22 protein-coding genes and 1 other RNA gene are annotated in these 23,488 nt (G+C 68.5%); 14 read left to right on the top strand and 9 right to left on the bottom strand.

The window, feature by feature from the left end:
- Nucleotides 1-19: 19 nt before the first annotated feature.
- Complete coding sequence (gene rpoC / locus AC4GYY_RS12000) at nucleotides 20-4,303, top strand: DNA-directed RNA polymerase subunit beta' (protein WP_491120810.1); 4,284 nt, start codon at nucleotides 20-22, stop codon at nucleotides 4,301-4,303.
- 125 nt (nucleotides 4,304-4,428) lie between these two features.
- Nucleotides 4,429-5,262, top strand: a complete 834-nt coding sequence (locus tag AC4GYY_RS11995; protein WP_491120809.1) for a hypothetical protein — start codon at nucleotides 4,429-4,431, stop codon at nucleotides 5,260-5,262.
- Between the two features lie 60 nt (nucleotides 5,263-5,322).
- Here the strand turns inward: AC4GYY_RS11995 and AC4GYY_RS11990 are convergent, their stop codons facing one another.
- The 3 genes from AC4GYY_RS11990 to ssrA form a co-directional block, all read right to left on the bottom strand.
- Entirely contained in the window at nucleotides 5,323-6,096 is a 774-nt protein-coding gene (locus tag AC4GYY_RS11990; RefSeq protein ID WP_491120808.1) for a class II aldolase/adducin family protein, read from the bottom strand.
- Nucleotides 6,097-6,240: 144 nt separating this feature from the next.
- A complete protein-coding gene (locus AC4GYY_RS11985) occupies nucleotides 6,241-6,870 on the bottom strand; it encodes an outer membrane protein (protein WP_491120807.1) in 630 nt (209 codons plus the stop codon).
- Between the two features lie 232 nt (nucleotides 6,871-7,102).
- Nucleotides 7,103-7,463: a transfer-messenger RNA gene (ssrA, locus tag AC4GYY_RS11980) on the bottom strand.
- Nucleotides 7,464-7,502: 39 nt separating this feature from the next.
- Here ssrA and AC4GYY_RS11975 point away from each other — a divergent pair.
- On the top strand, nucleotides 7,503-7,934 hold the full coding sequence (locus AC4GYY_RS11975) for an RrF2 family transcriptional regulator (RefSeq protein ID WP_491120806.1): 432 nt from the start codon (nucleotides 7,503-7,505) through the stop codon (nucleotides 7,932-7,934).
- Between the two features lie 32 nt (nucleotides 7,935-7,966).
- Here AC4GYY_RS11975 and mscL read toward each other — a convergent pair whose 3' ends face one another.
- On the bottom strand, nucleotides 7,967-8,425 hold the full coding sequence (gene mscL, locus AC4GYY_RS11970) for a large conductance mechanosensitive channel protein MscL (RefSeq protein ID WP_491120805.1): 459 nt from the start codon (nucleotides 8,423-8,425) through the stop codon (nucleotides 7,967-7,969).
- 110 nt (nucleotides 8,426-8,535) lie between these two features.
- On the opposite strand from mscL, the gene AC4GYY_RS11965 reads away from it, so the two are divergent.
- From AC4GYY_RS11965 to AC4GYY_RS11950, 4 genes are read left to right on the top strand one after another with little or no spacing between them, the layout of a single operon-like run.
- A complete protein-coding gene (locus tag AC4GYY_RS11965) occupies nucleotides 8,536-9,111 on the top strand; it encodes a LemA family protein (protein WP_491120804.1) in 576 nt (191 codons plus the stop codon).
- Nucleotides 9,112-9,118: 7 nt separating this feature from the next.
- Complete coding sequence (locus AC4GYY_RS11960; protein ID WP_491120803.1) at nucleotides 9,119-10,033, top strand: TPM domain-containing protein; 915 nt, start codon at nucleotides 9,119-9,121, stop codon at nucleotides 10,031-10,033.
- Complete coding sequence (locus AC4GYY_RS11955) at nucleotides 10,033-10,704, top strand: TPM domain-containing protein (protein ID WP_491120802.1); 672 nt, start codon at nucleotides 10,033-10,035, stop codon at nucleotides 10,702-10,704. The genes AC4GYY_RS11960 and AC4GYY_RS11955 overlap by 1 nt, the downstream gene beginning before the upstream one ends.
- The gene (locus AC4GYY_RS11950; protein WP_491120801.1) at nucleotides 10,701-11,228 is read left to right on the top strand and encodes an NUDIX hydrolase; all 528 of its coding nucleotides are present in this window, start codon (nucleotides 10,701-10,703) and stop codon (nucleotides 11,226-11,228) included. Before AC4GYY_RS11955 ends, AC4GYY_RS11950 begins: the two co-directional genes overlap by 4 nt.
- A 12-nt stretch (nucleotides 11,229-11,240) precedes the next feature.
- On the opposite strand, the gene AC4GYY_RS11945 is transcribed toward AC4GYY_RS11950, so the two are convergent.
- Nucleotides 11,241-11,915, bottom strand: a complete 675-nt coding sequence (locus AC4GYY_RS11945) for a hypothetical protein (protein ID WP_491120800.1) — start codon at nucleotides 11,913-11,915, stop codon at nucleotides 11,241-11,243.
- Nucleotides 11,916-12,127: 212 nt separating this feature from the next.
- On the opposite strand from AC4GYY_RS11945, the gene AC4GYY_RS11940 reads away from it, so the two are divergent.
- From AC4GYY_RS11940 to AC4GYY_RS11920, 5 genes are read left to right on the top strand one after another with little or no spacing between them, the layout of a single operon-like run.
- Nucleotides 12,128-12,859 carry an alpha/beta hydrolase gene (locus AC4GYY_RS11940; protein WP_491120799.1) on the top strand — a complete coding sequence of 244 codons (732 nt, stop codon included), beginning with the start codon at nucleotides 12,128-12,130 and terminating at the stop codon, nucleotides 12,857-12,859.
- A gap of 7 nt (nucleotides 12,860-12,866) precedes the next feature.
- A complete protein-coding gene (locus AC4GYY_RS11935) occupies nucleotides 12,867-13,316 on the top strand; it encodes a VOC family protein (RefSeq protein WP_491120798.1) in 450 nt (149 codons plus the stop codon).
- Nucleotides 13,316-14,029, top strand: coding sequence for a hydroxyacylglutathione hydrolase (gloB, locus tag AC4GYY_RS11930; RefSeq protein ID WP_491120797.1), 714 nt, complete (start codon nucleotides 13,316-13,318; stop codon nucleotides 14,027-14,029). Before AC4GYY_RS11935 ends, gloB begins: the two co-directional genes overlap by 1 nt.
- A 35-nt stretch (nucleotides 14,030-14,064) precedes the next feature.
- A complete protein-coding gene (locus AC4GYY_RS11925) occupies nucleotides 14,065-14,448 on the top strand; it encodes a hypothetical protein (RefSeq protein ID WP_491120796.1) in 384 nt (127 codons plus the stop codon).
- A complete protein-coding gene (locus AC4GYY_RS11920; protein WP_491120795.1) occupies nucleotides 14,445-14,810 on the top strand; it encodes a hypothetical protein in 366 nt (121 codons plus the stop codon). The genes AC4GYY_RS11925 and AC4GYY_RS11920 overlap by 4 nt, the downstream gene beginning before the upstream one ends.
- A gap of 31 nt (nucleotides 14,811-14,841) precedes the next feature.
- On the opposite strand, the gene AC4GYY_RS11915 is transcribed toward AC4GYY_RS11920, so the two are convergent.
- Together AC4GYY_RS11915 and AC4GYY_RS11910 are read right to left on the bottom strand one after the other, a co-directional pair.
- Nucleotides 14,842-16,635: a tetratricopeptide repeat-containing sulfotransferase family protein gene (locus AC4GYY_RS11915; protein WP_491120794.1), complete on the bottom strand. Its 1,794-nt coding sequence runs from the start codon at nucleotides 16,633-16,635 to the stop codon at nucleotides 14,842-14,844.
- A 54-nt stretch (nucleotides 16,636-16,689) separates the two neighbouring features.
- Nucleotides 16,690-17,268 (bottom strand): retropepsin-like aspartic protease family protein, encoded by a 579-nt coding sequence (locus tag AC4GYY_RS11910; protein ID WP_491121210.1) that lies wholly within the window; start codon nucleotides 17,266-17,268, stop codon nucleotides 16,690-16,692.
- Nucleotides 17,269-17,575: 307 nt separating this feature from the next.
- Between AC4GYY_RS11910 and thrS the strand changes: the two genes are divergently transcribed.
- Together thrS and infC are read left to right on the top strand one after the other, a co-directional pair.
- The gene (thrS, locus tag AC4GYY_RS11905; RefSeq protein WP_491121208.1) at nucleotides 17,576-19,564 is read left to right on the top strand and encodes a threonine--tRNA ligase; all 1,989 of its coding nucleotides are present in this window, start codon (nucleotides 17,576-17,578) and stop codon (nucleotides 19,562-19,564) included.
- An 84-nt stretch (nucleotides 19,565-19,648) separates the two neighbouring features.
- Nucleotides 19,649-20,179, top strand: a complete 531-nt coding sequence (infC, locus tag AC4GYY_RS11900; protein ID WP_491120793.1) for a translation initiation factor IF-3 — start codon at nucleotides 19,649-19,651, stop codon at nucleotides 20,177-20,179.
- A 108-nt stretch (nucleotides 20,180-20,287) separates the two neighbouring features.
- Here the strand turns inward: infC and AC4GYY_RS11895 are convergent, their stop codons facing one another.
- Both AC4GYY_RS11895 and AC4GYY_RS11890 read right to left on the bottom strand, forming a co-directional pair.
- A complete protein-coding gene (locus AC4GYY_RS11895; protein ID WP_491120792.1) occupies nucleotides 20,288-20,671 on the bottom strand; it encodes a VOC family protein in 384 nt (127 codons plus the stop codon).
- A gap of 14 nt (nucleotides 20,672-20,685) precedes the next feature.
- Nucleotides 20,686-23,430 (bottom strand): [protein-PII] uridylyltransferase, encoded by a 2,745-nt coding sequence (locus AC4GYY_RS11890; protein WP_491120791.1) that lies wholly within the window; start codon nucleotides 23,428-23,430, stop codon nucleotides 20,686-20,688.
- Between the last annotated feature and the right edge of the window lie 58 nt (nucleotides 23,431-23,488).

Below are 23,488 nucleotides of genomic sequence, written 5' to 3'. Positions count from 1 at the left end.
TCGCACACGAGGAACTGACATGAACGAGATGACCCCCTTCGCCCCGGCGATCGCCAAGCCGGAGACCTTCGACCAGATCCAGATCGGGATCGCGTCGCCGGACAAGATCCGGTCGTGGTCGTTCGGTGAGATCAAGAAGCCCGAGACGATCAACTATCGCACGTTCAAGCCCGAGCGTGACGGGCTGTTCTGCGCGCGCATCTTCGGTCCGATCAAGGATTACGAGTGCCTGTGCGGCAAGTACAAGCGCATGAAGTACAAGGGCATCGTCTGCGAGAAGTGCGGCGTCGAGGTCACCGTCTCGAAGGTCCGCCGCGAGCGGATGGGCCATATCGAGCTCGCCGCTCCGGTCGCGCACATCTGGTTCCTGAAGTCGCTGCCGAGCCGGATCGGCCTGCTGCTCGACATGCAGCTCAAGCAGCTTGAGCGCGTCCTCTACTTCGAGGCGTATATCGTGATCGAGCCGGGCCTGACCCCGCTCGAGAAGTATCAGCTCCTCACCGAGGACGAACTGCTCGAGGCGCAGGACGAGTACGGCGAGGACACCTTCTCGGCCGGCATCGGCGCGGAAGCCGTGCGCATCATGCTCGAATCGCTCGACCTCGAGGGCGAGAAGACCGCGCTGCTCGAAGAGCTCGCGGTCACCAAGTCCGAGCTCAAGCCCAAGAAGATCATCAAGCGGCTGAAGGTAGTCGAGAGCTTCCTCGAGTCCGGCAACCGGCCCGAATGGATGATCCTCGAGGTCATCCCGGTGATCCCGCCCGAGCTGCGCCCGCTGGTGCCGCTCGACGGCGGCCGCTTCGCGACCTCCGACCTCAACGACCTTTACCGCCGCGTCATCAACCGCAACAACCGGTTGAAGCGCCTGATGGAGCTGCGTGCGCCGGACATCATCGTCCGCAACGAGAAGCGCATGCTCCAGGAGGCGGTCGACGCGCTGTTCGACAACGGCCGCCGCGGTCGCACGATCACCGGCGCCAACAAGCGTCCGCTCAAGTCGCTGTCCGACATGCTCAAGGGCAAGCAGGGCCGCTTCCGCCAGAACTTGCTCGGCAAGCGCGTCGACTATTCGGGCCGTTCGGTCATCGTGACCGGGCCGGAGCTCAAGCTGCACCAGTGCGGGCTGCCCAAGAAGATGGCGCTCGAGCTGTTCAAGCCGTTCATCTACGCGCGCCTTGATGCCAAGGGCCTGAGCATGACGCTGAAGCAGGCGAAGAAGTGGGTCGAGAAGGAGCGCAAGGAGGTCTGGGACATCCTGGACGAGGTGATCCGCGAGCACCCTGTCATGCTCAACCGCGCGCCGACGCTCCACCGCCTGGGCATCCAGGCGTTCGAGCCGGTCCTGATCGAGGGCAAGGCGATCCAGCTCCACCCGCTTGTCTGCTCGGCTTTCAACGCCGACTTCGACGGCGACCAGATGGCGGTCCACGTTCCGCTGAGCCTCGAGGCGCAGCTGGAAGCGCGCGTGCTGATGATGTCGACCAACAACATCCTCTCGCCCGCCAACGGCAAGCCGATCATCGTGCCGTCGCAGGACATGGTGCTGGGGCTCTACTACCTCTCGATGATGAAGGAGGGTGAGCCCGGCGAGGGCATGCTGCTCGGCGACATGAGCGAGGTCCACCAGGCGCTCAACGCCGAGGCGGTGACGCTCCACACCAAGATCATCAGCCGCGTTCCGCAGACCGACGAGGCCGGCAAGCAGTACCTCAAGCGCTACGAGACCACGCCGGGCCGCATGCTGCTCGGCGAGACGCTGCCGAAGAGCCACAAGGTGCCGTTCGAGATCGTCAACCGCCTCCTCACCAAGAAGGACGTGGGCGACGTGATCGACGAGGTCTATCGTCACACCGGCCAGAAGGAGACCGTGCTGTTCGCCGACGCGATCATGGCACTCGGTTTCCGCCATGCGTTCAAGGCGGGCATCTCGTTCGGCAAGGACGACATGCTGGTCGCGCCGGACAAGGACAAGCTGGTCGACGAGACCCGCGATCAGGTGAAGGACTTCGAGCAGCAGTATCAGGACGGGCTGATCACCCAGCAGGAGAAGTACAACAAGGTGATCGACGCCTGGAGCCGGTGCGGCGACCAGGTCGCCAACTCGATGATGAACGAGATCAAGATGGTCCGGAAGCTCGACAACGGGCGCGAGAAGGACATCAATTCGATCTACATGATGGCGCACTCGGGCGCCCGCGGCTCGCAGGCGCAGATCAAGCAGCTCGCCGGCATGCGCGGCCTCATGGCCAAGCCGTCGGGCGAGATCATCGAGACCCCGATCATCTCGAACTTCAAGGAAGGTCTGACCGTCCTCGAATACTTCAACTCGACGCACGGCGCCCGCAAGGGCCTGGCGGACACCGCGCTGAAGACCGCCAACTCCGGCTATCTCACCCGGCGTCTGGTCGACGTGTCGCAGGACTGCACGATCGTCGAGCTGGATTGCGGCACCGAGCGCGCGCTGGAGATGAAGGCGATCGTCCAGGGCGGTTCGACCATCGCTTCGCTCGGCGAGCGCATCCTGGGCCGCACCACGGCCGAGGACGTGGTCGACGCCAAGACCGGCGAGGTCGTCATCCCCTCGGGCACGCTCCTCGACGAGCCGATGGTCGCGCAGATCGAGAAGATCGGCATCCAGGGGATGAAGATCCGCTCGCCTTTGGTCTGCGAGAGCAAGATCGGCGTCTGCGGCAAGTGCTACGGGCGCGATCTCGCCCGCGGCACTCCGGTCAACATCGGCGAGGCGGTGGGTGTCATCGCCGCGCAGTCGATCGGCGAGCCGGGCACCCAGCTGACGATGCGGACGTTCCACATCGGCGGCGCGGCGCAGCTCAACGAGCAGTCCAACCTGGAGGCGCATGCCGACGGCACGGTCGAATACCGCGACCTGCGCGTGATCGTCGATCAGCGCGGCCGGCGCGTGGTGCTCAGCCGCTCGGGCGAACTGGTCATCCGCGACATGGATGGCCGCGAGCTGGCGGTCGACCGCATCCCCTACGGCGCGTACGTGATGTTCGACGACGGCCATATCGTGTCCAAGGGCGACCGAATGGCCGAATGGGACCCGTTCACCGCGCCGGTGATCACCGAGACCGGCGGCACGGTGAAGTATCAGGACCTCGTCGAGGGCAAGACGATGACCGAGGTCACCGACGAGGCCACCGGCATCGCCCAGCGCGTCGTCACCGAGTTCCGCGCCGGCACCAAGTCGAAGGAGGACCTGCGCCCGCGGATCACCCTGCTCGACGAAGGGTCGGGCGAGTCCGCGCGCTACATGCTCGGGTCGGGCGCGGTGCTCTCGGTCGAGGACAATGCGGTAGTCCAGGCGGGCGATGTCGTCGCCCGCGTGGCGCGCGAGTCGGCCAAGACCCGCGACATCACCGGCGGTCTGCCGCGCGTCGCGGAGCTGTTCGAGGCACGCAAGCCGAAGGAGAATGCGATCATCGCCAAGGTCTCCGGCCGGGTCGTGTTCGGCAAGGACTATAAGGCGAAGCGCAAGATCGGCATCCAGCCCGAGGACGGCGGCGATGTGGTCGAGTACCTCATCCCCAAGTCCAAGGTGATCGACGTCAACGAGGGCGATTACGTCAAGCGCGGCGATAATCTGATCGGCGGTTCGCCCGACCCGCACGACATCCTCGAAGTGATGGGGATCGAGCCGTTGGCCGAATATCTCGTGTCGGAGATCCAGGAGGTCTATCGCCTCCAGGGCGTGAAGATCAACGACAAGCACATCGAGGTGATCGTCCGCCAGATGCTGCAAAAGGTCGAGATCACCGACGGCGGCGACACCACCCTGCTGGCGGGCGAGCAGCTCGACCGGTCGGAAATGGACGAGGTCAACGCCAAGCTCGGCAAGAACGAGAATCCGGCGGTCGGCAAGCCTGTCCTGCTCGGCATCACCAAGGCGTCGCTGCAGACCCGCAGCTTCATCTCGGCGGCGTCGTTCCAGGAGACCACCCGCGTCCTCACCGAGGCGGCGGTCCAGGGCAAGCAGGACAATCTGAACGGGCTAAAGGAGAATGTGATCGTCGGGCGTCTGATCCCGGCGGGCACCGGGGCGGGGATGAACCGCCTGCGCGTGGCGGCGACCAGCCGCGACGTCGCGCTCCGTGCGCAGCAGAAGAAGCTGTCGGACGCCATGGTGTCGGCCGCGACCGCCAACAGCGCGGCCGCCGAACGCGAGATCGAGCGCGCGCGCTCGGCGCGCGAGGAGGTCGGCACGGGCGACGATCCGCTGGCCGAGGTCGTGCCGTCGGGCACCGGGACCGACGCCGATGCGGGCGAGTATCTGAACGACTGATCCGACGCGCCAGCGACGGACGAGGAGCCGCTGTCCGCGCAATCGGGCGGCGGCTTTTTCGTCATCGACGGCTTCTCCGGCGATACCCCGGCTGCGATGATGGCCGCACCGTCATCGAGGTCGCCGTGCAGCGCCGATTCGCCCCCTCCTCCCCCTTGCTCGGGATCGCCGGCGCGGTCTTGGCGACGGGCTTGGGGCTGCTCTCCTTGACGCTTGCGGGCGCGCCCCAGCGGTTCGTGGCGATCAACGCAGGCGCGCTGGCGATCGGCTTCGCGCTGATCGCGCTCGTCACGGTCCTCGGGGGTCGCGCAGGGCGCGGGTTCGATGCGGTCGCTCTCCTTGCGGGACCGATCCTCCTGGCGACCGGGCTGTTCGGGGTCAGGCTGGACGGCGTCGCACGCTGGATCAGTCTGCCCGGACTGCTGGTGGAGCCCGCCTTCGTGCTGCTCCCCATCGCCGTCGTCGCCTTCGCACGAGCGCCGAGCGCTGGAAGGGCGGCGGGCCTCGCGCTTGCGGCAGGCGGGCTGGCGGTCCAGCCCGATCGCGGGATGGCGGCGGTCCTCGTCGCGAGCCTGGCTACGCTCGCCGGCTTCCGGCGAGATCGACTGACGCTCGGCGCGCTTGCTGCGAGCCTTGTCGGCCTGATGATGACGCTCGCGCGTGCGGATCCGCTGCCGCCGCAGCCCTTCGTCGAGCATGTCCTGCGCACCGCACTCGACGGGACCCTCGCCGGAGCGGCGGCGCTGGCTGGTGCGGGAGTGCTGTTGATCCCGGCCGTGGTCGGGCTGCGGGCCGAGCGGGGGCGCGCGCCCGTCGCGGTCTTCGGTGCCTTCTGGCTCGCCGCGCTGACCGCGGCGACCGTCGCCAACAACCCGACGCCCGTGATCGGCTATGGGGGCAGCGCGGTGGTGGGCTATCTGCTGAGCCTCGCCCCGCTCTGGCGGCGCACGGACGCCTGACCATCGCCGCGCAGGGCTACCCCGATCGCGCGCCCGTCACGGCAGGTGCCCGACGACGCCTCAGTCGCGGTAGCCCGGATCGATCCGGTCGAGCTTGCGGAGCAGCGCAGGCCAGGCGAGCTTCTCGGCGAGCTTGCCCATCCCCTTGGGATTGCTCTGCCCGGCGACCTTCTCCTCGACGCCCTGTGGCGGCGTGTTGAGGTTCTCGCGCCCCGCGGACAGCATCAGCACCTGCGCCTCGCACGCGCGCTCCAGGAAATAGAGCCGCACGAAGCACGCGCCGACCGAATCGCCCACCGCGAGCGTGCCGTGGTTGCGCAGGATCATCACGCTCTTGTCGCCCATGTCGGCGACCAGGCGCTCGCGCTCCTCCAGATCGGTCGCGATCCCTTCATAGTCGTGATAGGCGATGTCGTGCCCGGCGATCATCGCGGTCTGGGTATGCGGCAACAGCCCCCATTCCATCGCCGACACCGCCTGCCCGTGCGGCGTGTGGAGGTGCATCACCGCCGCGGCGTCCTCGCGCGCCATGTGGATCGCGGAGTGGATCGTGAATCCGGCCGGGTTGACCGGGTGGGTGGTCGGGCCGACCGGATTGCCCGCGACGTCGATCTTGACCAGCGACGAGGCGGTGATCTCCTCGAACATCATGTCATAAGGATTGATCAGGAAATGGTGCTCGGGCCCGGGCACCCGGGCGGAGAGATGGGTGAAGATCAGATCGTCCCACCCGTAAAGCGAGACCAGCCGGTACGCCGCGGCGAGATCGACCCGCGCCTCCCACTCACCGGGTGCGTAGCCGGTGTCCATGCGATCGAGGGCCGCAGTCGCCATGATGCTCTCCGTTGCTGTTTGCGACGGAGTTTACGCGCTCTCGCGCCCGGTGGGAAGCGCCCGGCCGGCTTTTCGGCGACACTCGCTTGCACCCGAGCAGCTCCTTTGCTCGCCTGCGAGGCCGCCGCGCGGCCCCCGGGCTGATCAGAAGCGATAGCCGACGCCGACCAGCGCCTGATGGCGGTCCACGCCCTCACCGTAGGTGGTGTAGCGATATTCGGCCTTGGCATAGGCGTGATCGCCGAGCATCTGCTCCACGCCCGCGCCGAGGCGGACGCCGTTGTCGATGCCGTTGGCACGAGTGGTGGTGACGGTGGTCCCGACCGTGTGGTCGAGGCGGACGCGCGCCTCGCTGTTCGCCCAGCCGGCCTTGACGTAGAGCAGCGTGCGCGGCGCGACCACGTAGCCGAGGCGCAGCGAGACGTCGATGTCGCGGCCGTTGGCGAGGCGGAAGCGGTCGGTCGCGGTCGTCCCCACGATCGTCGCGCGAGTCGTGCCGGCGACGGTGAAGCCGAGCCCCGCCTCGACGCCGGCGACGACCCGCGGGGCGAGCGCCAGGTCGTAGCCGGCGGCTGCGCCGAGGCGCAGGCCGTCGACCGTGGCGAGCTCGGCCGGAACGCTTTTCGAGTGGAGATCGTCGTAGCCGACGTTCGCCTCGACGCGCGGCCCCGTGAAGGGCGCGCGGTCCTGCGCGGCGGCGGGAGTGGCGGTGATCGCGGTGACGGTGACGGTGGTCACGGCGGCGGCGGCGAGCGCGAACGCGAGCTTGTTCATGGGATCGGTCCTTCCGATATCGTTGGGGTCTCGCCGGGATTGGCGGCGTGAGGACCGGATATCCGCGGCGGGCGGCGCCGGCGCGGGTCGCGAGACGGGAAGGTCGGAGCGGCGACGAAGCGCACACACGAGCGCGACGGAGCGACGAACACGCGGCCGGAACCGGCGAAGGCATGGTGCGAAAAGGGGGGAGAGTGGGAGGCTTCTGTTGCCCGGTGCCTCCCGAACCGCTGGTTTCCCCTTCTGTTGCCCGGTGGGGTCCGAACCGCGCTATCTTGGAGTAACCTTAGGCCGTGAGGCCCTCAGTTACGCCGCAATCGCGAGTGCTTCGTTATCGTTGGCACTTGTGTAATGGGCCGTTGCGGTGGTCCCATTCCGAGCGAAGGCCGCGCCTTTCAATACACGTCGATCCTGGTTCGGCCCCGTCATGCCCGGTCGCCACAGCCCTGGAAGGAGCTTGAAGGCCGGAGATGGTGGAGCCGCCGGGTACTGCCCCCGGGTCCGATGCATCTATTTCACGCGACGATTTATCGCCATAGCCGGCCGAAACCGACGGGCCGGATATAGGATGTGCGGACCGGGGGTGCAAACGCCTTTCGTTCGCCCCATTTTTTCGGCATAGGGGATGACAAATGTTGACCCAGCGCTCCCGCTACGCGCTCCGGGCCATGCTGTTCCTCGCCGATCAGCCCGCCGGAGGCCCGCCCACGCCGATGAATCGGATCGCCGCCGGGGCGAATGTGCCGCGCAAGTTCCTGGAGCTGATCCTCGCCGATCTGCGCGACGCGAACCTGCTCCACAGCCACCGCGGCAAGATGGGCGGCTATATCCTGTCGCGCCCCGAACACCTGATCTCGCTCGGCGAGATCATTCGCGTGATCGAAGGCCCGCTCGCGCTCGTCCCCTGCGTCAGCCGGACCGCCTATCGCCCGTGCAAGGATTGCGCGGACGAGGCGACCTGCGCGATCCGGCTGGCGATGCTGCGCGTCCGCGACGAAACGGCGCGCATCCTCGACGGGACAAGTCTCGCCGACGCGAATGCGAGCGAGCTGGCGGCGGCGTAGCCGCCGCGCTCCTCGTGCCGGACGACGTGGCGCTAGGCCGCCCGCCGCGCCTTCAGCTCGTCGCGGATCTCGCGCAGCAACACGATGTCCGCGGGATCGGCGGCGGGCACGGCGTCGGCCTCGGCCTGCTGGCGCGCCGCGAGCGCCATCAGTCTGTTGATGCTGCGCACCAGCAGGAAGATGATGAACGCGACGATCACGAAATTCACCGCCTGGGTGATGAACTCGCCGTAGCCGAGCAGCGGCACGCCGGCCTTCTTGAGCGCGGCATAGTCGCTCGATCCCTGGAGCGCGGCGGGCACCTTCTCGGGGGAGAGGACGAGAAAATAGCTGGAGAAATCGAGCCCGCCGAAGATCTTGCCGATCAGCGGCATCAGCACGTCCTCGGTCAGCGAGGTGACGATCTTGCCGAATGCGGCGCCGATGATCACCGCGACGGCGAGATCCAGCACGTTGCCGCGCATGATGAAGGCCTTGAATTCCTTGAGCATGCATGTCCTCCGTTCGTGGCGAGCAAAGATTAATCACGTTTGCCCTCTTTCGCCAAGCCGGGTGGGTGTCCTACATGAGCGACACAGGACCTTATCAAGGATCGAAACCCATGTTCCGACCCGTTGCCGTCTCCATGCTCGCCGTCAGCCTCGCGGGCTGCGGGATCAACAGCATTCCGACTGCCGAGGAGAACGCCAAGGCGCGCTGGGCCGACGTCCAGAACCAGTATCAGCGCCGCGCCGACCTGATCCCCAATCTCGTCGCGACGGTGAAGGCCGCGGGCGCGCAGGAGAAGGACATCCTGGTCCAGGTGACGCAGGCGCGGGGCGCCGCCAGCCAGGTGAAGCTGTCGGGCGAGCAGCTGACCGATCCGGCCGCGGTCGCGAACTTCGAACGCGCGCAGAATGCGGTGACGCTGTCGCTCCAGCGGCTCCAGGAAGCCTATCCCGAGCTCAAGAGCCAGGGAAACTACACCACGCTGATGAGCCAGCTCGAAGGCACCGAGAACCGCATCACGATCGCGCGCAACGACTACAACACCGCGGTCCAGCAGTATAACACCACGATCCGCACCTTCCCGGCTGCGGTCGGCGCGAAGATCTTCTACGGCGCCAAGCCGATGGTCCCGTTCCAGGCGACGACGCCGGGGGCCGACACCGCGCCCAAGGTGAACTTCGGCGCCTGAGGTCCGCGTGGCGCACGCCCCAACGTCGCGTCGGCATGGCGGCTGGGCGTGGATCGTGGCGCTGTTCGCGGCGCTGCTCCTCGCCTTCCCCGTCGCCGCGCAGACCTTTCCCAAGTTCGGCGGGCTCGTCGTCGACGACGCGAACGTCCTCCCGGAAGCGACGAAGGCCGATCTCACCGCCAAGCTCGAAGCGTTGCAGAAGGATACCAAGCGTCAGCTGGTGGTGGCGACGATCGGCGACCTTCAAGGTTATCCGATCGAGGAATACGGCTACAAGCTGGGCCGCGCCTGGGGCGTCGGGCTGAAGGACGTCGATAATGGCGCGATCCTGTTCATCGCGCCCAACAACCCGCCCGGCCAGCGTGGCCCGCGGATCGAGGTCGGGCGCGGCCTGGAGCCGGTGCTGACCGACGCGCTGTCGAGCGTGATCATCAACCGGGACATGATGCCGCTCCTCAAAAGCGGCGACGTGCCCGGCGCGATGACCGCGGGCGCGGACGCGATCGTCAAGCAGCTGCGCGCCTCGCCCGAGGAAGCGCAGGCGCGGCTCGACGCCGCGGTCAAGGACTTCAACGCTCAGCACCAGCGTCGCACCTCGTCGCGCAGTGGCGGCGGGTTCCCGCTCGGGCTGATCTTCTGGCTGTTCGTGATCGGGTTCGTCGTGCTCTCGATGGCGCGAAAGCGTGGGGGTGGCGGGCAGCGCTACCGCGGCGGCGGCGGCGGGCTCGGCAACGTCATCCTGTGGGGAATCGCCAACGAGGTGGCGAACGGCGCCTTTCGCGGTGGCGGCCGATCGAGCGGCTGGGGTGGTGGCTCGGGCGGCGGTTGGGGCGGCGGTGGCAGCGACGGGTCATGGGGCGGCGGCTTCTCCGGCGGGGGCGGCGGCGACTTCGGGGGCGGCGGCGCCTCGGGGAGCTGGTGATGCGGCTCTCGCCCGACGATCACGCCGCGGTCACCACCGCGGTGGCGGAGGCGGAACTCGCCACCGCAGGCGAGATCGTGACCGTCGTCGCGCGGCGATCGGACAAATATAACGACGTGGCGGCGCATGCGGGCGTGCTGGCGATGCTGACGGTGCTGGCGCTGCTCTCCGCCGCTCCTGCGATCGCGGAGCGGATCGACGCCCTGATCCACGATCCCTGGGGCGAACCCGCCTCGCCCCGCTCGCTGCTGACGATCGCGCTGGTGCTCGCCGCCGCCGCCTTCCTCGCCGGCCGTTATGCGCTTCAGCCGATGGGTGTGCGGCTGGCGCTGACACCGGCCGCGACCAAGGCGCGGCGGGTCCGCGCCCGCGCCCTCGACCTGTTCCGCACCGCGGCCGAGAAGCGCACGACGGGGGCGACCGGGGTACTCCTGTATCTCAGCCTCGACGAACGTCGTGCCGAGCTGATCGCCGATTCGGCGATCCACTCCAAAGTTTCCGCGGACGTCTGGGGCGAGGCGATGGCGGCGCTCGTCGCGGCGGTGAAGCAGGGGCGGCCCGGCGACGGGATGGCCGAGGCGGTCCGCCAGATCGGGGTCGTGCTCGCCGAACATTTCCCTCGCGCCGACGACGACCGCAACGAACTTCCCGACCGACTGATCGAACTATGACCGACCACGACGTCCCGCTCGAGACGATGTGGGAAGGCAAGTTCGTCAAGGCGCAGCGGCGCGGCCGCTGGGAGTTCGCGAGCCGGACCCGCGGCATCGAGGCGGCGGTGATCCTCGCGATCGACGACGAGGATCACGTGATCCTCGTCGACCAATATCGCGTGCCGCTCGGCCGCCGCTGCCTCGAACTGCCCGCCGGCCTCGTCGGCGACGAGAGCGAAGGCGAGGGCGTCGAGACCGCCGCCGCGCGCGAGCTCGAGGAAGAAACGGGCTACCATGCCGCGCGCATGGTCCCGCTCGGCCACTTCCACGCTTCGCCCGGGATGGTGACCGAAGGTTTCACGCTGCTCCGTGCCGAGGGGCTGACCAAGGTCGGCGAGGGCGGCGGTCACGACGGCGAGGATATCGTCGTCCACCGCGTCCCCCTCGCCGAGATCGCGTCCTTCGTCGAGGCAAAGCGCGCCGAGGGGCTGGCGATGGACGTCAAGCTGCTGCTCCTCCTCGCCGCCGACCTGCTCGGCTAACGCGGCGGGGCGTCAGGCGAGCGCGATTATCGGCTGCATCGCGTGGTGACCCGCGGACATGGCGGCGAGATCGAGTGGCCCCGCCGCATCCTCGTTCGCGAAGGCATGACCCGCTTGCGAGAAGGCGGCAGCATGCTCGGGCGCGACTTCCCTCCCATTCACGTCCTTGATCACCAGATTGTCGATCACGACCTGATTGCCGTAGTAACGCTGGTCGTCGTCGTGGACCGAGGTGAGCGGGATCAGCTCGATCTTGTCGACGTCGTCGAACTTGGGCTTGATCAGCGACGGTTCCCGGTCGTCGATGGCGAACGTCTTGTCATAGACGACGACGCCGTCGCGATACCCCTTCAGCTCGAACGTCATCTCGATGTTCCACGCCGCAGTGGCGTAGAAAGACTTCACGTCAAACGTCCCGTTGTACGCCATCGTCATCGACGCGCCGAAGCGGTTGAACAGGACCTGATCGCCCGAGATCGCGCCGAGAATGAAGCCCGAGTTGAGAGCGTCCTGATAGATCCGTGGCGCGTCGAGCACGCCGCCGTTGGACCAAGTAAAACCCTTGTAGTCGATATAATCGAGTTCGGCGTAGCCGTCGTCCGCGGTATCGACATCCTCGAACTTCAGCTTGCCGATCCTCGTGGCAAGCTCGATGTTCGCGTCCGCGTCATTCACGAGTCGGGTCATGGCGTCTCGATCCTCTGAGAAGTGCAAGGCCGGCGCGATTGCTGTCCTCCGGATGGCCGTGCGCCGGAGTCTGCTTCATCGGAAGTCATGGGGGAATTGCCCAAGTTGCGTCAACGCCAGGTCCGCTCGGGTCGACGCGGCGATGGCGCGTGCTGACAGCTCCGCCGCAAGGGACTTGCCGGGGCGCCGTCGGCGGCCATATCGCACCGGCGATGACCGAACGCCCCCGCCTCGCCTACCGCCACACGCCCGGCGCGACGCCGACGGTGGTGTTCCTGCCCGGCTACGCCTCCGACATGACGGGGACGAAGGCGCTCGCGCTCGAAGCGTGGGCGCGGGATTCCGGCCAAGCCTTCCTGCGGATGGATTACGCGGGTTGCGGCGAGAGCGAGGGGGAGTTCGCGCAGCAGACGCTTGCCGACTGGCTGGGCGATGTGATCGCCGCACTCGATGAGCTGGTCGAAGGCCCCGTCGTGCTCGTCGGCTCGTCGATGGGCGGCTGGCTGATGCTGCTCGCCGCCAAGGCGCGGCCCGATCGCGTGGTCGGGCTGGTCGGCGTCGCCGCCGCGCCCGACTTCACCGACTGGGGCTTCACTCAGGACGAGAAGCTCGATCTGCTGCGCGAAGGCGCAGTCCGCCGCCCCAATCCTTACGGCCCGGAGCCGACGCTCTACACGCGCGCTTTCTGGTCGTCGGGCGAGGCGAACCGGGTGCTCGGCGGACCGATCGCGTTCGACGGCCCGGTCCGGCTGCTTCACGGCCAGCGCGACGGCGACGTGCCGTGGCATCATTCGCCCCATCTCGCCGGGCTGCTCACGTCCGCCGATGTCCAGACCTGGCTGGTCAAGGACGGCGACCACCGCCTGTCGCGCGACGCCGACATCGCGCTGCTGATCCGTGCGGTCGCGGACGTGGTCGGAACCATCCCCGCTCCCGAGGCATGAGGCGCGCATGAAGTATCTTCACACGATGATCCGGGTCGCCGATCCCGACGCGACCATCGCCTTCTTCGAACTGCTCGGTCTGAAGGAAGTCCGGCGGATGGAGAGCGAAGCGGGGCGCTTCACGCTGATCTTCCTCGCCACGCCCGAGGACATGAACGCACCCGGCGAGCGCGCCAACGCCGAGGTCGAGCTGACCTATAACTGGCCCGCGGAGGGCGAGCCGCCCGAAGCCTACACCGGCGGGCGCAACTTCGGCCATCTCGCCTACCGCGTCGAGAACATCTACGAGACGTGCCAGCGGATCATGGACGCCGGCCACATCGTCCACCGCCCGCCGCGCGACGGGCACATGGCGTTCGTGAAGACGCCCGACGGCATCTCGATCGAGCTGTTGCAGGACGGCGTGCTGCCGCCGCAGGAGCCCTGGGCGTCGATGCCCAATACCGGGAGCTGGTGATGGCGCTCGAGGTCGTCCGCGTGCCCGTCCTGAGCGACAATTACGCCTGGCTGCTCCATGACGCCGCGACGGGGAAGACCGCGGCGCTCGACCCGGGCGAGGCGCAGCCGCTGCTCGACGCCGCGCAGGATCGCGGTTGGACGATCACGGCGGTCTGGAACACCCATTGGCATCCCGATCACGTCGGCGGCAACGCCGAGATCGGCGCCCCGGTTCTGGGGCCGGAGGCCGAACGCGCGAAGATCGGGCGGCTCGACCACGGCGTGGGCGAGGGCGACACGGTGCACCTGGGCGAGTCGATCGCGACCGTGATGGCGGTGCCCGGCCATACCCAGGGACATATCGCCTTCCACTTCGCCGACGACGCGGCGATCTTCACCGGCGACACCCTGTTCGCGATGGGCTGCGGCCGGCTGTTCGAGGGCTCTGCCGACGACATGTGGGGCAATATGGAGCGTTACGCCGCGCTCCCGGACAGCACCTTGGTCTATTGCGGGCACGAATACACGCTCTCGAATGCGCGGTTCGCCCGCCACGCCGAACCCGGCAACGCCGCGATCGCCGCGCGGCTGGCCGCGGTTGAGGCGATGCGGGCGGCGGGCGAGGCGACGGTGCCGACCACGATCGGCGAGGAGCGCGCGACCAACCCCTTCCTGCGCGCGGGGTCCGCAGCCGAACTCGGTCGGCTGCGCACGGAGAAAGACGCCTTCTAAAGCGTTCGCGTCGGTGAGGTTCGAAAGGTGTGACGATGCGGATGCCGATTGTCCTGTCGCTCGCGGCCCTCGCCGCCGCTCCCGCCGCGTCCGCGGATCGGACGAAGGACGCCGAAGCGCTCGCCCGCGCCACCGACGGACGCATCGCAGGGAAGCCGATCTCGTGCCTGATCCGCGGCCGCACCGAGGATTTCCGGGTGGCCGGCAGCCGCTTGATCTTCCGGCCGAGTTCGCGGCTGACCTACGTCAATCAGATGACGCCGGGCTGCGAGGCCGGCGGGCCGCGCCAGGCCCTCGTCTTCCGCTCGCCTTCGTCGCAATATTGCGAAGGCGATATCGTCCAGGTGGTCGATCCGCTTACCGGCGCGGCAGGGGGTGCCTGCGCCCTGGGCAAGTTCGTCCCGTACACGCCGCGGTGAGGCGCGCCGTCGCCACCGCTTCGCTTGCCGGCCTCCTGCTGGTGGCGGCGGACCACGACCCGCTCGAGGGGCGGATCGCCGGGACGCCGCAGCGCTGCATTTCGCTCGGCACGGCGAGCGACGGCCCCACGATCGTCGATGCGACGACGATCCTCTACCGCGACGGCGCCCGCCTCTACCGAACCGGCCCCCGCGGAGCCTGCCCGGCGCTCCGTCCGTTCAACACGCTGGTCGTCGAGGTGTTCGGGGGCGAGATCTGCTCAGGCGACCGCTTCCGGATGATCGAGCCGGGAAGCACGATCCCCTCGGGGGCGTGCCTGTTCACCGACTTCACCCCCTATACCAAGGTGAAATCGCGCTGACTTCGCCTTCCCGCGTGCGGAGGCGAACGGGTCAGGCCTCCAGCACCCGCTCCAAGATCCCCAGCCACGGCCGGAACGGCGCCGCGCGGCCCACCCCCTCGCGGTTGAGCGGTCGGCGGACCTGCTCGCTGCTGGCGCTGAAGGCACGGTCGCCCTGCTCGTGGAAGGCGAGGCAGCGCGGGTCCCAGGCAACGCCGATATACGCCAGCAGGCGCCGAATCTCCGTTTCGGGGGTGTCGAGCAACGTCTCGTGCTCGACCCGGTGGACCCGTCCGGGCCAGGCGCGGTCGACCGCGGCCATCGCCGCGCGATACTCGCGCGTGTAATGACCGATCGCGGCGAGCGAATAAGCGAAGTCATGGCCGCGTCCGAAGCGCTGCGCATAATTGGAGAAGCCGCAGTCGAGCGGATCGCGCCGCGCGTCGACGATCCGCGCATCGGGGAACATCGCCGCGATCAGCGGCAGATGCTGCCAATTGGCCGGCGCCTTGTCGACGAAGAACGCCGCGCCCTCGCGTCGCTGCGCGGCGGCGCGATCCAGGTAGCGCCCGCGCAATCGGTCGAGCTCCTCCGGCGGAAGCGAAGCGACGCCCAGCGGATAATCGCCGCCCCGTGACAGATCGTTCGCGATCGCGCGGATGTGCGGCAGCTCCTCGGTCGCCTCGATCTCCGGATGCGCCGATAGGATCCGCTCGATCAGGGTCGAGCCCGAACGCGGCAGCCCGACGATGAAAATCGGCGTTCCGCCCCGCCGCGGCGGCTGCATCGTCGGGGCGTTGGCGGACGCCTCCACCAGCGCGATCGTGCGTCGGACATGTCCCTCCAGCGCGCGGCCGTCATAGGGTTCGGCGAGGCGGTGGAGCGCGTTCGCCGACGCATAATGGGCGAAGGCCTCGCGGTGCCGACCCGCGGTCTCCAGCGCTCGCCCGGCGGCGAAGTGCAGCGCCGACCGCGGCTCCGGCCCGATCTCGTCGGCGAGCAGCGCCTCTTCCATCGCGTCGATGTCCGCATCCGTCAGTGGCGCGGTCTTCATGTCGGCGAGCGACAGCCAGGCCCGGCCGGAGGTCGGACGGAGCGCGGCGGCCGCGCGGTAGTCCGCGACCGCACCCGCGGCGTCGCCCGCGTCGCGGCGCGCGTTGCCTCGGTCGATCAGCAGCTCGGGGTCGTCGGCGCGTTCCGCGAGCAGCGCTTCGTACGCCGCCAGCGCCTCGTCGCTGCGCCGCAGCCGCTTGAGCACCGAGGCCCGGACCGCGCGCAGCTCGACGGTGTCGGTCTCGCTCCCGATCAGCCGGTCGAGCTCCTCGAGCGCCTCGGCGTGGCGCGACACCGCGACGAGCGCGTCGACCCGCGCGCGCCGGGCGTCGGCATAGTCGGGGTCGGCGTCGAGCGCGCGGCGCAGCAGCGCCGCCGCCTCGCCAGACTGCCCGCCCGCCTTCGCGCACAGGGCGAGCAGCCGGAGCGCGACCGGGTCTTCCGGCCGCTCGGCCAGGAAGGGGTTGAGCGCCGCCGCCGCCATCGCGGGTTGTCCCGCCTCGAGCGCGGCCAGCGCCCGGCGGAGCGCGGGATGATCGGTCTCGGCCTTCGCGGCGAACTCCGCGGCGCGAGCGGCCGCCTGCGGATCGCCCAGCGCCTCAAGGTGCCCGCGCAGCAGCCGGAACGCATCGGCGCGGCCGGGGCGAACGCCTAGCACCGCGCAGAGCAGCGGGACGGCGCGCCGCGCCGGCGTGTCCGGATGAGTGGCCTCGGCGAAGGCGGCGTCGATCTCCGCGTCGGTGCGGAGCCGTTCGGGAACGGTCGGGGCAGGGCGGGTCTGGGGGTCGGTCATCGCCGGCTTGTCGGCGCGAAGCCCCGCGTGATCAAGTCCTTGCCCGACCCCGCCTTATGCGCCGGGCTGCGGATGATGCGGCACCAGGATCATCGTGCCGTCCTCGACCCGCCAGCCCTTCAGCCGCGACAGGAAGTTCATGCCCAGCACGTCGGCGTCGCCGAACGCGGGCGACACCACCACCGCCAGGTCGCGCGCGACGATATTGCCCATCCGGAGCTCGGCGACCGTGCCCGTCTCCGCCTGGATCGTGCCGTTGGCGGTGCGGATCAGCATCGGGAAGGCGGCGGGCCGGACGCGGACGCCCGCTGCGGCGGCGGTCCGCTGCGACAGGGCGGTCACCGTCGCGCCTGAATCGACCAGCATGCGGCGTTCGACGCCGCCAAGCCTCGCGCGAACCCAGAAATGCCCGTCGCGGGCCATCCGCAGCCGGGTCACATCGCCTTCGACCTTCTGGCCATCGTCGAGGTTCAGCAAGGCGGCGATCCGCGCGACATAGGGGTCGAACCGCTCGCGCTCACCGACCAACACGACGATCAGCCCCGCCATCGCGATCCAGGTGACGAGCGTCACCGCCGTCCGCAGCACCGGCACCCGCCGGACCAGTCCCAGCACGGCGAACACCGCGACCATTGCGGCCAAAAGCGTGATCTGATGTGATGTGTAGTGCGGCACGGTGGGATCCTAGCGCCGCCAAGCTGTCGGCACGCTGACCGGAGAGAGGTGGTGTCGCGCCCCCGACTTCGCTATATCGACCCGCGATGACGCCGCGCGCTCCTCTGACTACCAGCTGCGGGCGGCGCGCCTAGCCACAGGCGCCGCCGCCCGGCGACGGGTGGGCGGGCGTCCTCCATCCGCTTCGCTGGCCCGGACGCTCTTTCCGCCAGGCGCGTGCTCGCCTAAGCGCCCCGACGTTCAGCAGGACCTTTCGATGACGCAGATGTTCGCGATCCGACTTCCCGACGATTCCGTGCGCGAGGTGCCCGAGGGGTCGACCCCGGCGGATATCGCCGCGGCGATCGGCCCCGGCCTCGCCAAGGCCGCGATCGCCGCGCGGGTCGACGGCGAATTGCGCGATCTCTCGCGCCCCTTCACCGGCGATAGCAGCCTCGCCCTGGTGACGGCCAAGGACGAGAAGGACGCGCTCGAACTCGCCCGCCACGATTTCGCGCATGTGATGGCGGAGGCGGTCCAGCACCTGTTCCCCGGCACCCAGATCACCTTCGGTCCCGCGACCGACGACGGCTTTTACTATGATTTCGCGCCCAAGGACCGCCCTTTCACCGAGGACGACCTTCCCGCGATCGAGGCGGAGATGCGCCGCATCATCGCCCGGAACGAGCCGTTCGTCCGCGAGGTGTGGTCGCGCGAACAGTTGATCGAAACGTGGAAGCGGCAGGGGGAGACGTTCAAGGCCGAATGGGCCGCCGAACTCCCCGAGGGCGAGGAGCTGACGATCTATCGCCAGGGCCAATGGCTCGACATGTGCCGCGGCCCGCACATGCCTTCGACCGGGCGGCTCGATCCGCAGGCGTTCAAGCTGACCCGCGTGTCCGGGGCGTATTGGCGCGGCGACCAGGCCAATGCGATGCTCAGCCGCATCTACGGCACCGGCTGGCTTTCGAAGAAGCAGCTCGACCAGCACCTGACGATGCTGGAGGAGGCCGCCAAGCGCGACCATCGCCGGATCGGGCAGGAGATGGACCTGTTCCACCTCCAGTCGGAGGCGCAGGGCTCGGTCTTCTGGCACCCCAACGGCTTCGTGCTGTGGCGTCAGCTGGAGGCGTACATGCGCCGCCGGCTCGACGCAGCGGGCTATCAGGAGGTGAAGACCCCGCAGCTGATGGATGCGCGGCAGTGGGAGCAATCCGGGCACTGGGGCAAGTACCGCGAGAACATGTTCGTCGTCCCCGACGAGATCCCGAACACCGAGGACGAGGGCGCGATCGTGTCGAGCGACGCGGACCTGATGGCGCTCAAGCCGATGAACTGCCCCGCGCACGTCCTGATCTTCCGCCAGGGGATCAAGTCGTACCGCGACCTGCCGATCCGCATGGCCGAATTCGGCTGCTGCCACCGGAACGAGCCGCACGGCGCGCTCCACGGGATCATGCGCGTCCGGCAATTCACCCAGGACGACGCGCACATCTTCGTGCGCGAGGACCAACTGGTGGCCGAAGTCGCGGCGTTCATCGACCTGCTCGATACGGTCTACCGCGATCTCGGCTTCACCGATTATGCGGTGAAGCTGGCGCTGCGCCCCGAGAAGCGGTTCGGCTCGGACGCGATGTGGGACCAGTCGGAGCAGGAGCTGCGCGACGCGGTGGCGGCGTGCAACCTGCCCGAGGCGATCAAGGCGAAGTTCGAGGAGCTGCCGGGCGAGGGCGCGTTCTACGCCCCCAAGCTCGAGTTCCACCTGACCGACGCGATCGGGCGGACGTGGCAGGTGGGCACGATCCAGTCCGACCGCGTCCTCCCCGAGCGGCTCGACGCCAGCTACGTCGGCGACGACGGGGAACGCCACCGCCCGATCATGCTTCACCGCGCGATCCTGGGGACGTTCGAGCGGTTCATCGGCATCCTGATCGAGCATCACGCCGGCCGCTTCCCGCTCTGGCTCGCGCCGGTGCAGGCGGTGGTGGCGACGATCGTGTCGGACGCCGACGACTATGCCGGGCAGGTCGCGGCCGAGCTGCGCGCGGCGGGGCTGCGGGTGGAGACGGATCTCCGGAACGAGAAGATCAACTACAAGGTCCGCGAACATTCTCTCGCCAAGGTCGCGAACCTTGTGGTCGTGGGCAAACGGGAAGCCGAACAGAGATCGGTCGCGTTGCGCGTGCTAGGAGCCGATCAATCGCAGATCGTGCTCTCGCTTGATGACCTGGTCAATCGGTTGACCGCGGAAGCGAAGGCGCCGGACGAACGATGATGGCGCCACCTTTCGCTTAGGCCGGTAGATCGCTATATCAGGCGGCAAACCACTACAGGAGCAGTACCGATACCACCTCCCAACATGCGCCGGCCCAACCAGGCGCCGCCGATGAACGGCCCCCGCTTCAACGAGTGGATCCAGAGCCAGAAGGTCCGCGTGATCGATCACGAGGGCGAGAATCTCGGCGTGATGTACACGCGCGAGGCGATGGCGCAGGCGCAGGAGCTGGGACTCGACCTGGTCGAGGTCTCGCCCAACGCGGATCCGCCGGTCGCCAAGTTCCTCGATGTCGGCAAGTTCAAGTACGAGGCGCAGAAGAAGGCGAACCTCGCGCGCAAGTCGCAGAAGACGCAGGAGATCAAGGAGATCAAGATGCGTCCGAACATCGACGACCACGACTATGACACTAAGATGAAGAAGGTCGAGGAATTCATCGGCGAGGGCGACAAGGTAAAGGTCACCATGCGCTTCCGCGGGCGCGAGCTGAGCCACGGCCAGCTCGGCATGGCGGTGCTCCAGCGAGTCGCAGAGCAGGTGGCGGAGACCGCCAAGGTCGAGGCCTATCCGCGGATGGAAGGCCGGCAGATGCTGATGGTGCTGGCGCCGAAATGACGCGGGCGGCGGCGCTCGGTCGCCGCCGCATTCTCCGTCGCAGTCGTCACTCGTCATCCGGACCTGCGAGGCGGGCCGGCACCTAGCGGCCGAACGGCAGGGCCGCGATCATGCCCGCGGCTCCCATAATTCGATCGCATTCCCCTCCGGATCGTGGATCCGCGCGAACCGGCCGAGCTCGGGCGTCGCGTTCCAGTCCTCGCGAGTCTCCACCGCGATCCCCGCGCCGCGCAGCGACTCGAGCAGCCCGGCCAGGTCGCTCACCCGCAGGTTGATCATGAACTGCTTGTCGGCGGCGAAGTAATCGGTGTCCGCCTTGAACGGCGAGAACACCATCGGGCCGCCCAGCGTCGACCAGACCCACTCGTTGACCTCGTCGGCCCCCGGTGCCGCGCAGCCGCCTCCCACTCCGAGATGCTCCTTGTACCATGTCGACAGTGCCCCCGGATCCCGCGCGCGAAAAAACAGTCCGCCCATTCCCAACACCGGCATCTTCGGTTCCTCCCTCAGGCGGCCAGATCGAGCTGGCGGCCGGCGGCCGCGTCGAGCAGCCGCTTCTCGAGCGCCTTCAGCCGCGCCCCACCGCCAATCTTATCGCCGGTGAGGTCGGTCAGATAGAAGGTATCGACCGCCCGCTCGCCATAGGTCGCGACATGCGCCGAATGGATCGTGACCTTCGACTGGAACAGCGCATAAGCGAGCCGGCTGAGCAGAGCGGGCCGGTCGCGCGCATTGACCTCGACGACGGTGAACCGGTTGGAGGCGGCGTTCTCCACCAGCACGTTCGGCTCGATCGCGAACGCCTCGGCGCGCGCGCGGGGCAGCGGCTTGGCGCTCAGCCGGTCGGCGAGCTTGCCGCGGTTCGCCAGCGCATCGCCGATCGCGGTGCGCAATCGTTGGAGCTGGGTCGACTCCGCAAAGGGCCGTCCGAACGGATCCTGAACCAGGAAATTGTCGAGCGCCATGCCGTCGCGGGTGGTGTGGATGCGGGCGTCGATGATGTTCCCTCCAGCCACGTGGATCGCGCCCGCGATCCGGTAGAAGATGCCGGGATGGTCGGCGGCATAGACCGTGACCAGCGTCGCGCCGCGCTCGGCATAGACCTCCGCCCCGATCCACAGCCGCTCATCCCCCGCGGCGGCGACCAGCCTGGCATTCGCGGCGAGGACGTCGTCGGGTTCCGCCACCCAATAGGACTCCGGCAAGCGCCGCAGATACGCTGCTGCATCCGACTGGGTCCAGCCGAGGGTCGCGACGAGCCGCTCCTGCTTGGCCGCCACCCGTTCGCCGCGACCGCGCTGCTTGTGCCCCAGGCGCAGCACCTCCTCGGCCGCCTCGAACAGGTCGGACAGGAGCTGGCGCTTCCAGCCGTTCCACGTGCCGGGTCCGACGGCGCGGATGTCGACGACCGTCAGCGCCAGCAGCAGCCGCAACCGCTCGGCGCTCTGCACGGCCGTGGTGAAGTCGAGGATCGTCTTGAAATCGGACAGGTCGCGCTTGAACGCGGTCGCGGACATCAGCAGGTGCCAGCGGACCAGCCAGGCGACCGTCTCGGTCTCGGCCGCGGTCAGCCCCAATCGCGGGCAGAGCCGCGTCGCGACCTCCGCGCCCAGTATCGAATGGTCGCCGCCGCGTCCCTTGGCGATGTCATGGAGCAGCACCGCGACCCGCAACGCGCGGCGCGAGACGGTTTGGGTCATCACCACGGTCGCAAGCGGATGGTCGTCCTTGAGCGCGCCCGATTCGATCCGCGCGAGCAGCCCGATCGCGCGGATCGTATGCTCGTCGACGGTGTAGTGATGGTACATGTCGAACTGCATCTGCGCGACGATGCGGCCCCAGTCGGGGAGGAAGCGCCCCATCACCCCCGCCTCGTTCATCCAGCGCAGCACCAGTTCCGGATCGCGCGGGCTGGTCAGCACGTCGAGGAACAGGGCGTTGGCGCGGGGATCGGCGCGGACCTTGTCGACCAGCCGGGCGTCGCGCGCCGCCGCGCGCATCGCGAGGGGGTGGATCTCCAGCCCGTGCAGGTCGGCGAGCTGGAACAGCTCGAGCAATCGTACCGGATCCTGCTGGAAGTAATCGTCGGACGGGAGTGCAAGCCGCCCGCGATCGAGCATGAAACCTTTCAGGCGACGCGGGCGCCTGAGGATGCGCGGCAGCCCGAACCGCGCGCCGCGCGCCGCGAACTGCTCTTCCAGATGCGAGAGGAACACGCCGGTCAGGACGCCCACGGTGCGCACCTGAAGGAAGTAATAGTGCATGAACCGCTCGACCGCCGGCTTGCCCGGCCGGTCGGCGAAGCGCATCCGAACGGCGATCTCCCGCTGATAGTCGAAGGTCAGCCGGTCCTCGGCGCGGCCGCTGATCGTGTGCAGGTGGCAGCGGACCGCCCAGAGGAAATTGTCGGCGCGGTGGAACAGGCGGTATTCGTCGCGGGTGAAGAAGCCTGCGTCGACCAGTTGCGCGGCGCGGGTCACGTCGTGGACGTACTTGCCGATCCAGAACAAGGCGTGGAGATCGCGCAAGCCCCCCTTGCCCTCCTTGACGTTAGGCTCGACGACGTAGCGGGTGTCGCCCATGCGGACGTGGCGCACGTCGCGCTCGGCCAGCTTGTCGGCGACGAACTGGCGCTCGGTGCCGCGCTGGACCTCGTCGTGGAAGCGCCGCGCCGCCTCGGCGTGCAGCGCGTCGTCGCCGCAGACGAAGCGGCTTTCCAGAAGCGCGGTGCGGACCGTCACGTCGCCCTTCGCCTGTCGCACCATCTCGTCGACCGAGCGGCTTGAATGCCCGACCTTCAGCCCTAGGTCCCATAACGCATACAGGACCTGCTCGATCACCTGCTCGGCCCAGGCGGATTGCTTCCACGGAGTGACGAAGGCGATGTCCACGTCGGAGAAGGCGGCCATCTCGGCGCGACCGTAACCACCGACGGCCAGCACCGCGATCCGCTCGCCCGCGGTCGGATTGGGATTGGGTTGGAGCCGGCTCGTCGCGAGATCGAACAGCATCGTGACCAGCTTGTCGGTCAGATAGGCCTGCGCGCCCGCCGCCTCGAGCCCGCGCGACGGATGTTCGACCAGCCGCCGGGCGATCTCGGCGCGGCCGTCGGCCAGCGCCTGCTTGAGGATCGCGCAGGCGGCCAGCCGCAGCGGCGCGCCGCGCTCGTCGAGGTCGGCCACTCGCTCGGCCACGACCCGCCAGTCGATGATCGCGCGGCGATTGGGGAGGGCGTCGAAGAAGCTGGCCATCGTCGGCGCTATGCCGGGTTGGGCGCGGTGGCGGAAGAAGGCGGTTCAGAGACGGCGG

Source organism: Sphingomonas sp. SP6 (genome assembly GCF_058313435.1).
The sequence above is the reverse complement of the archived record's forward strand: the minus strand, read 5'-3'. Positions and strand labels throughout refer to the sequence as shown.

Coding starts and splice junctions, on each gene's coding strand:
- gloB (WP_491120797.1), top strand. CDS start 13,316: ATGGCGCTCGAGGTCGTCCGCGTGCCCGTCCTGAGCGACAATTACGCC.
- infC (WP_491120793.1), top strand. CDS start 19,649: ATGCGCCGGCCCAACCAGGCGCCGCCGATGAACGGCCCCCGCTTCAAC.
- AC4GYY_RS11990 (WP_491120808.1), bottom strand. CDS start 6,096: ATGGCGACTGCGGCCCTCGATCGCATGGACACCGGCTACGCACCCGGT.
- thrS (WP_491121208.1), top strand. CDS start 17,576: ATGTTCGCGATCCGACTTCCCGACGATTCCGTGCGCGAGGTGCCCGAG.
- AC4GYY_RS11955 (WP_491120802.1), top strand. CDS start 10,033: ATGCGGCTCTCGCCCGACGATCACGCCGCGGTCACCACCGCGGTGGCG.
- AC4GYY_RS11975 (WP_491120806.1), top strand. CDS start 7,503: ATGTTGACCCAGCGCTCCCGCTACGCGCTCCGGGCCATGCTGTTCCTC.
- AC4GYY_RS11945 (WP_491120800.1), bottom strand. CDS start 11,915: ATGACCCGACTCGTGAATGACGCGGACGCGAACATCGAGCTTGCCACG.
- AC4GYY_RS11915 (WP_491120794.1), bottom strand. CDS start 16,635: ATGACCGACCCCCAGACCCGCCCTGCCCCGACCGTTCCCGAACGGCTC.
- AC4GYY_RS11890 (WP_491120791.1), bottom strand. CDS start 23,430: ATGGCCAGCTTCTTCGACGCCCTCCCCAATCGCCGCGCGATCATCGAC.
- AC4GYY_RS11985 (WP_491120807.1), bottom strand. CDS start 6,870: ATGAACAAGCTCGCGTTCGCGCTCGCCGCCGCCGCCGTGACCACCGTC.
- AC4GYY_RS11895 (WP_491120792.1), bottom strand. CDS start 20,671: ATGCCGGTGTTGGGAATGGGCGGACTGTTTTTTCGCGCGCGGGATCCG.
- mscL (WP_491120805.1), bottom strand. CDS start 8,425: ATGCTCAAGGAATTCAAGGCCTTCATCATGCGCGGCAACGTGCTGGAT.
- rpoC (WP_491120810.1), top strand. CDS start 20: ATGAACGAGATGACCCCCTTCGCCCCGGCGATCGCCAAGCCGGAGACC.
- AC4GYY_RS11935 (WP_491120798.1), top strand. CDS start 12,867: ATGAAGTATCTTCACACGATGATCCGGGTCGCCGATCCCGACGCGACC.
- AC4GYY_RS11950 (WP_491120801.1), top strand. CDS start 10,701: ATGACCGACCACGACGTCCCGCTCGAGACGATGTGGGAAGGCAAGTTC.
- AC4GYY_RS11965 (WP_491120804.1), top strand. CDS start 8,536: ATGTTCCGACCCGTTGCCGTCTCCATGCTCGCCGTCAGCCTCGCGGGC.
- AC4GYY_RS11940 (WP_491120799.1), top strand. CDS start 12,128: ATGACCGAACGCCCCCGCCTCGCCTACCGCCACACGCCCGGCGCGACG.
- AC4GYY_RS11910 (WP_491121210.1), bottom strand. CDS start 17,268: ATGGTCGCGGTGTTCGCCGTGCTGGGACTGGTCCGGCGGGTGCCGGTG.
- AC4GYY_RS11925 (WP_491120796.1), top strand. CDS start 14,065: ATGCGGATGCCGATTGTCCTGTCGCTCGCGGCCCTCGCCGCCGCTCCC.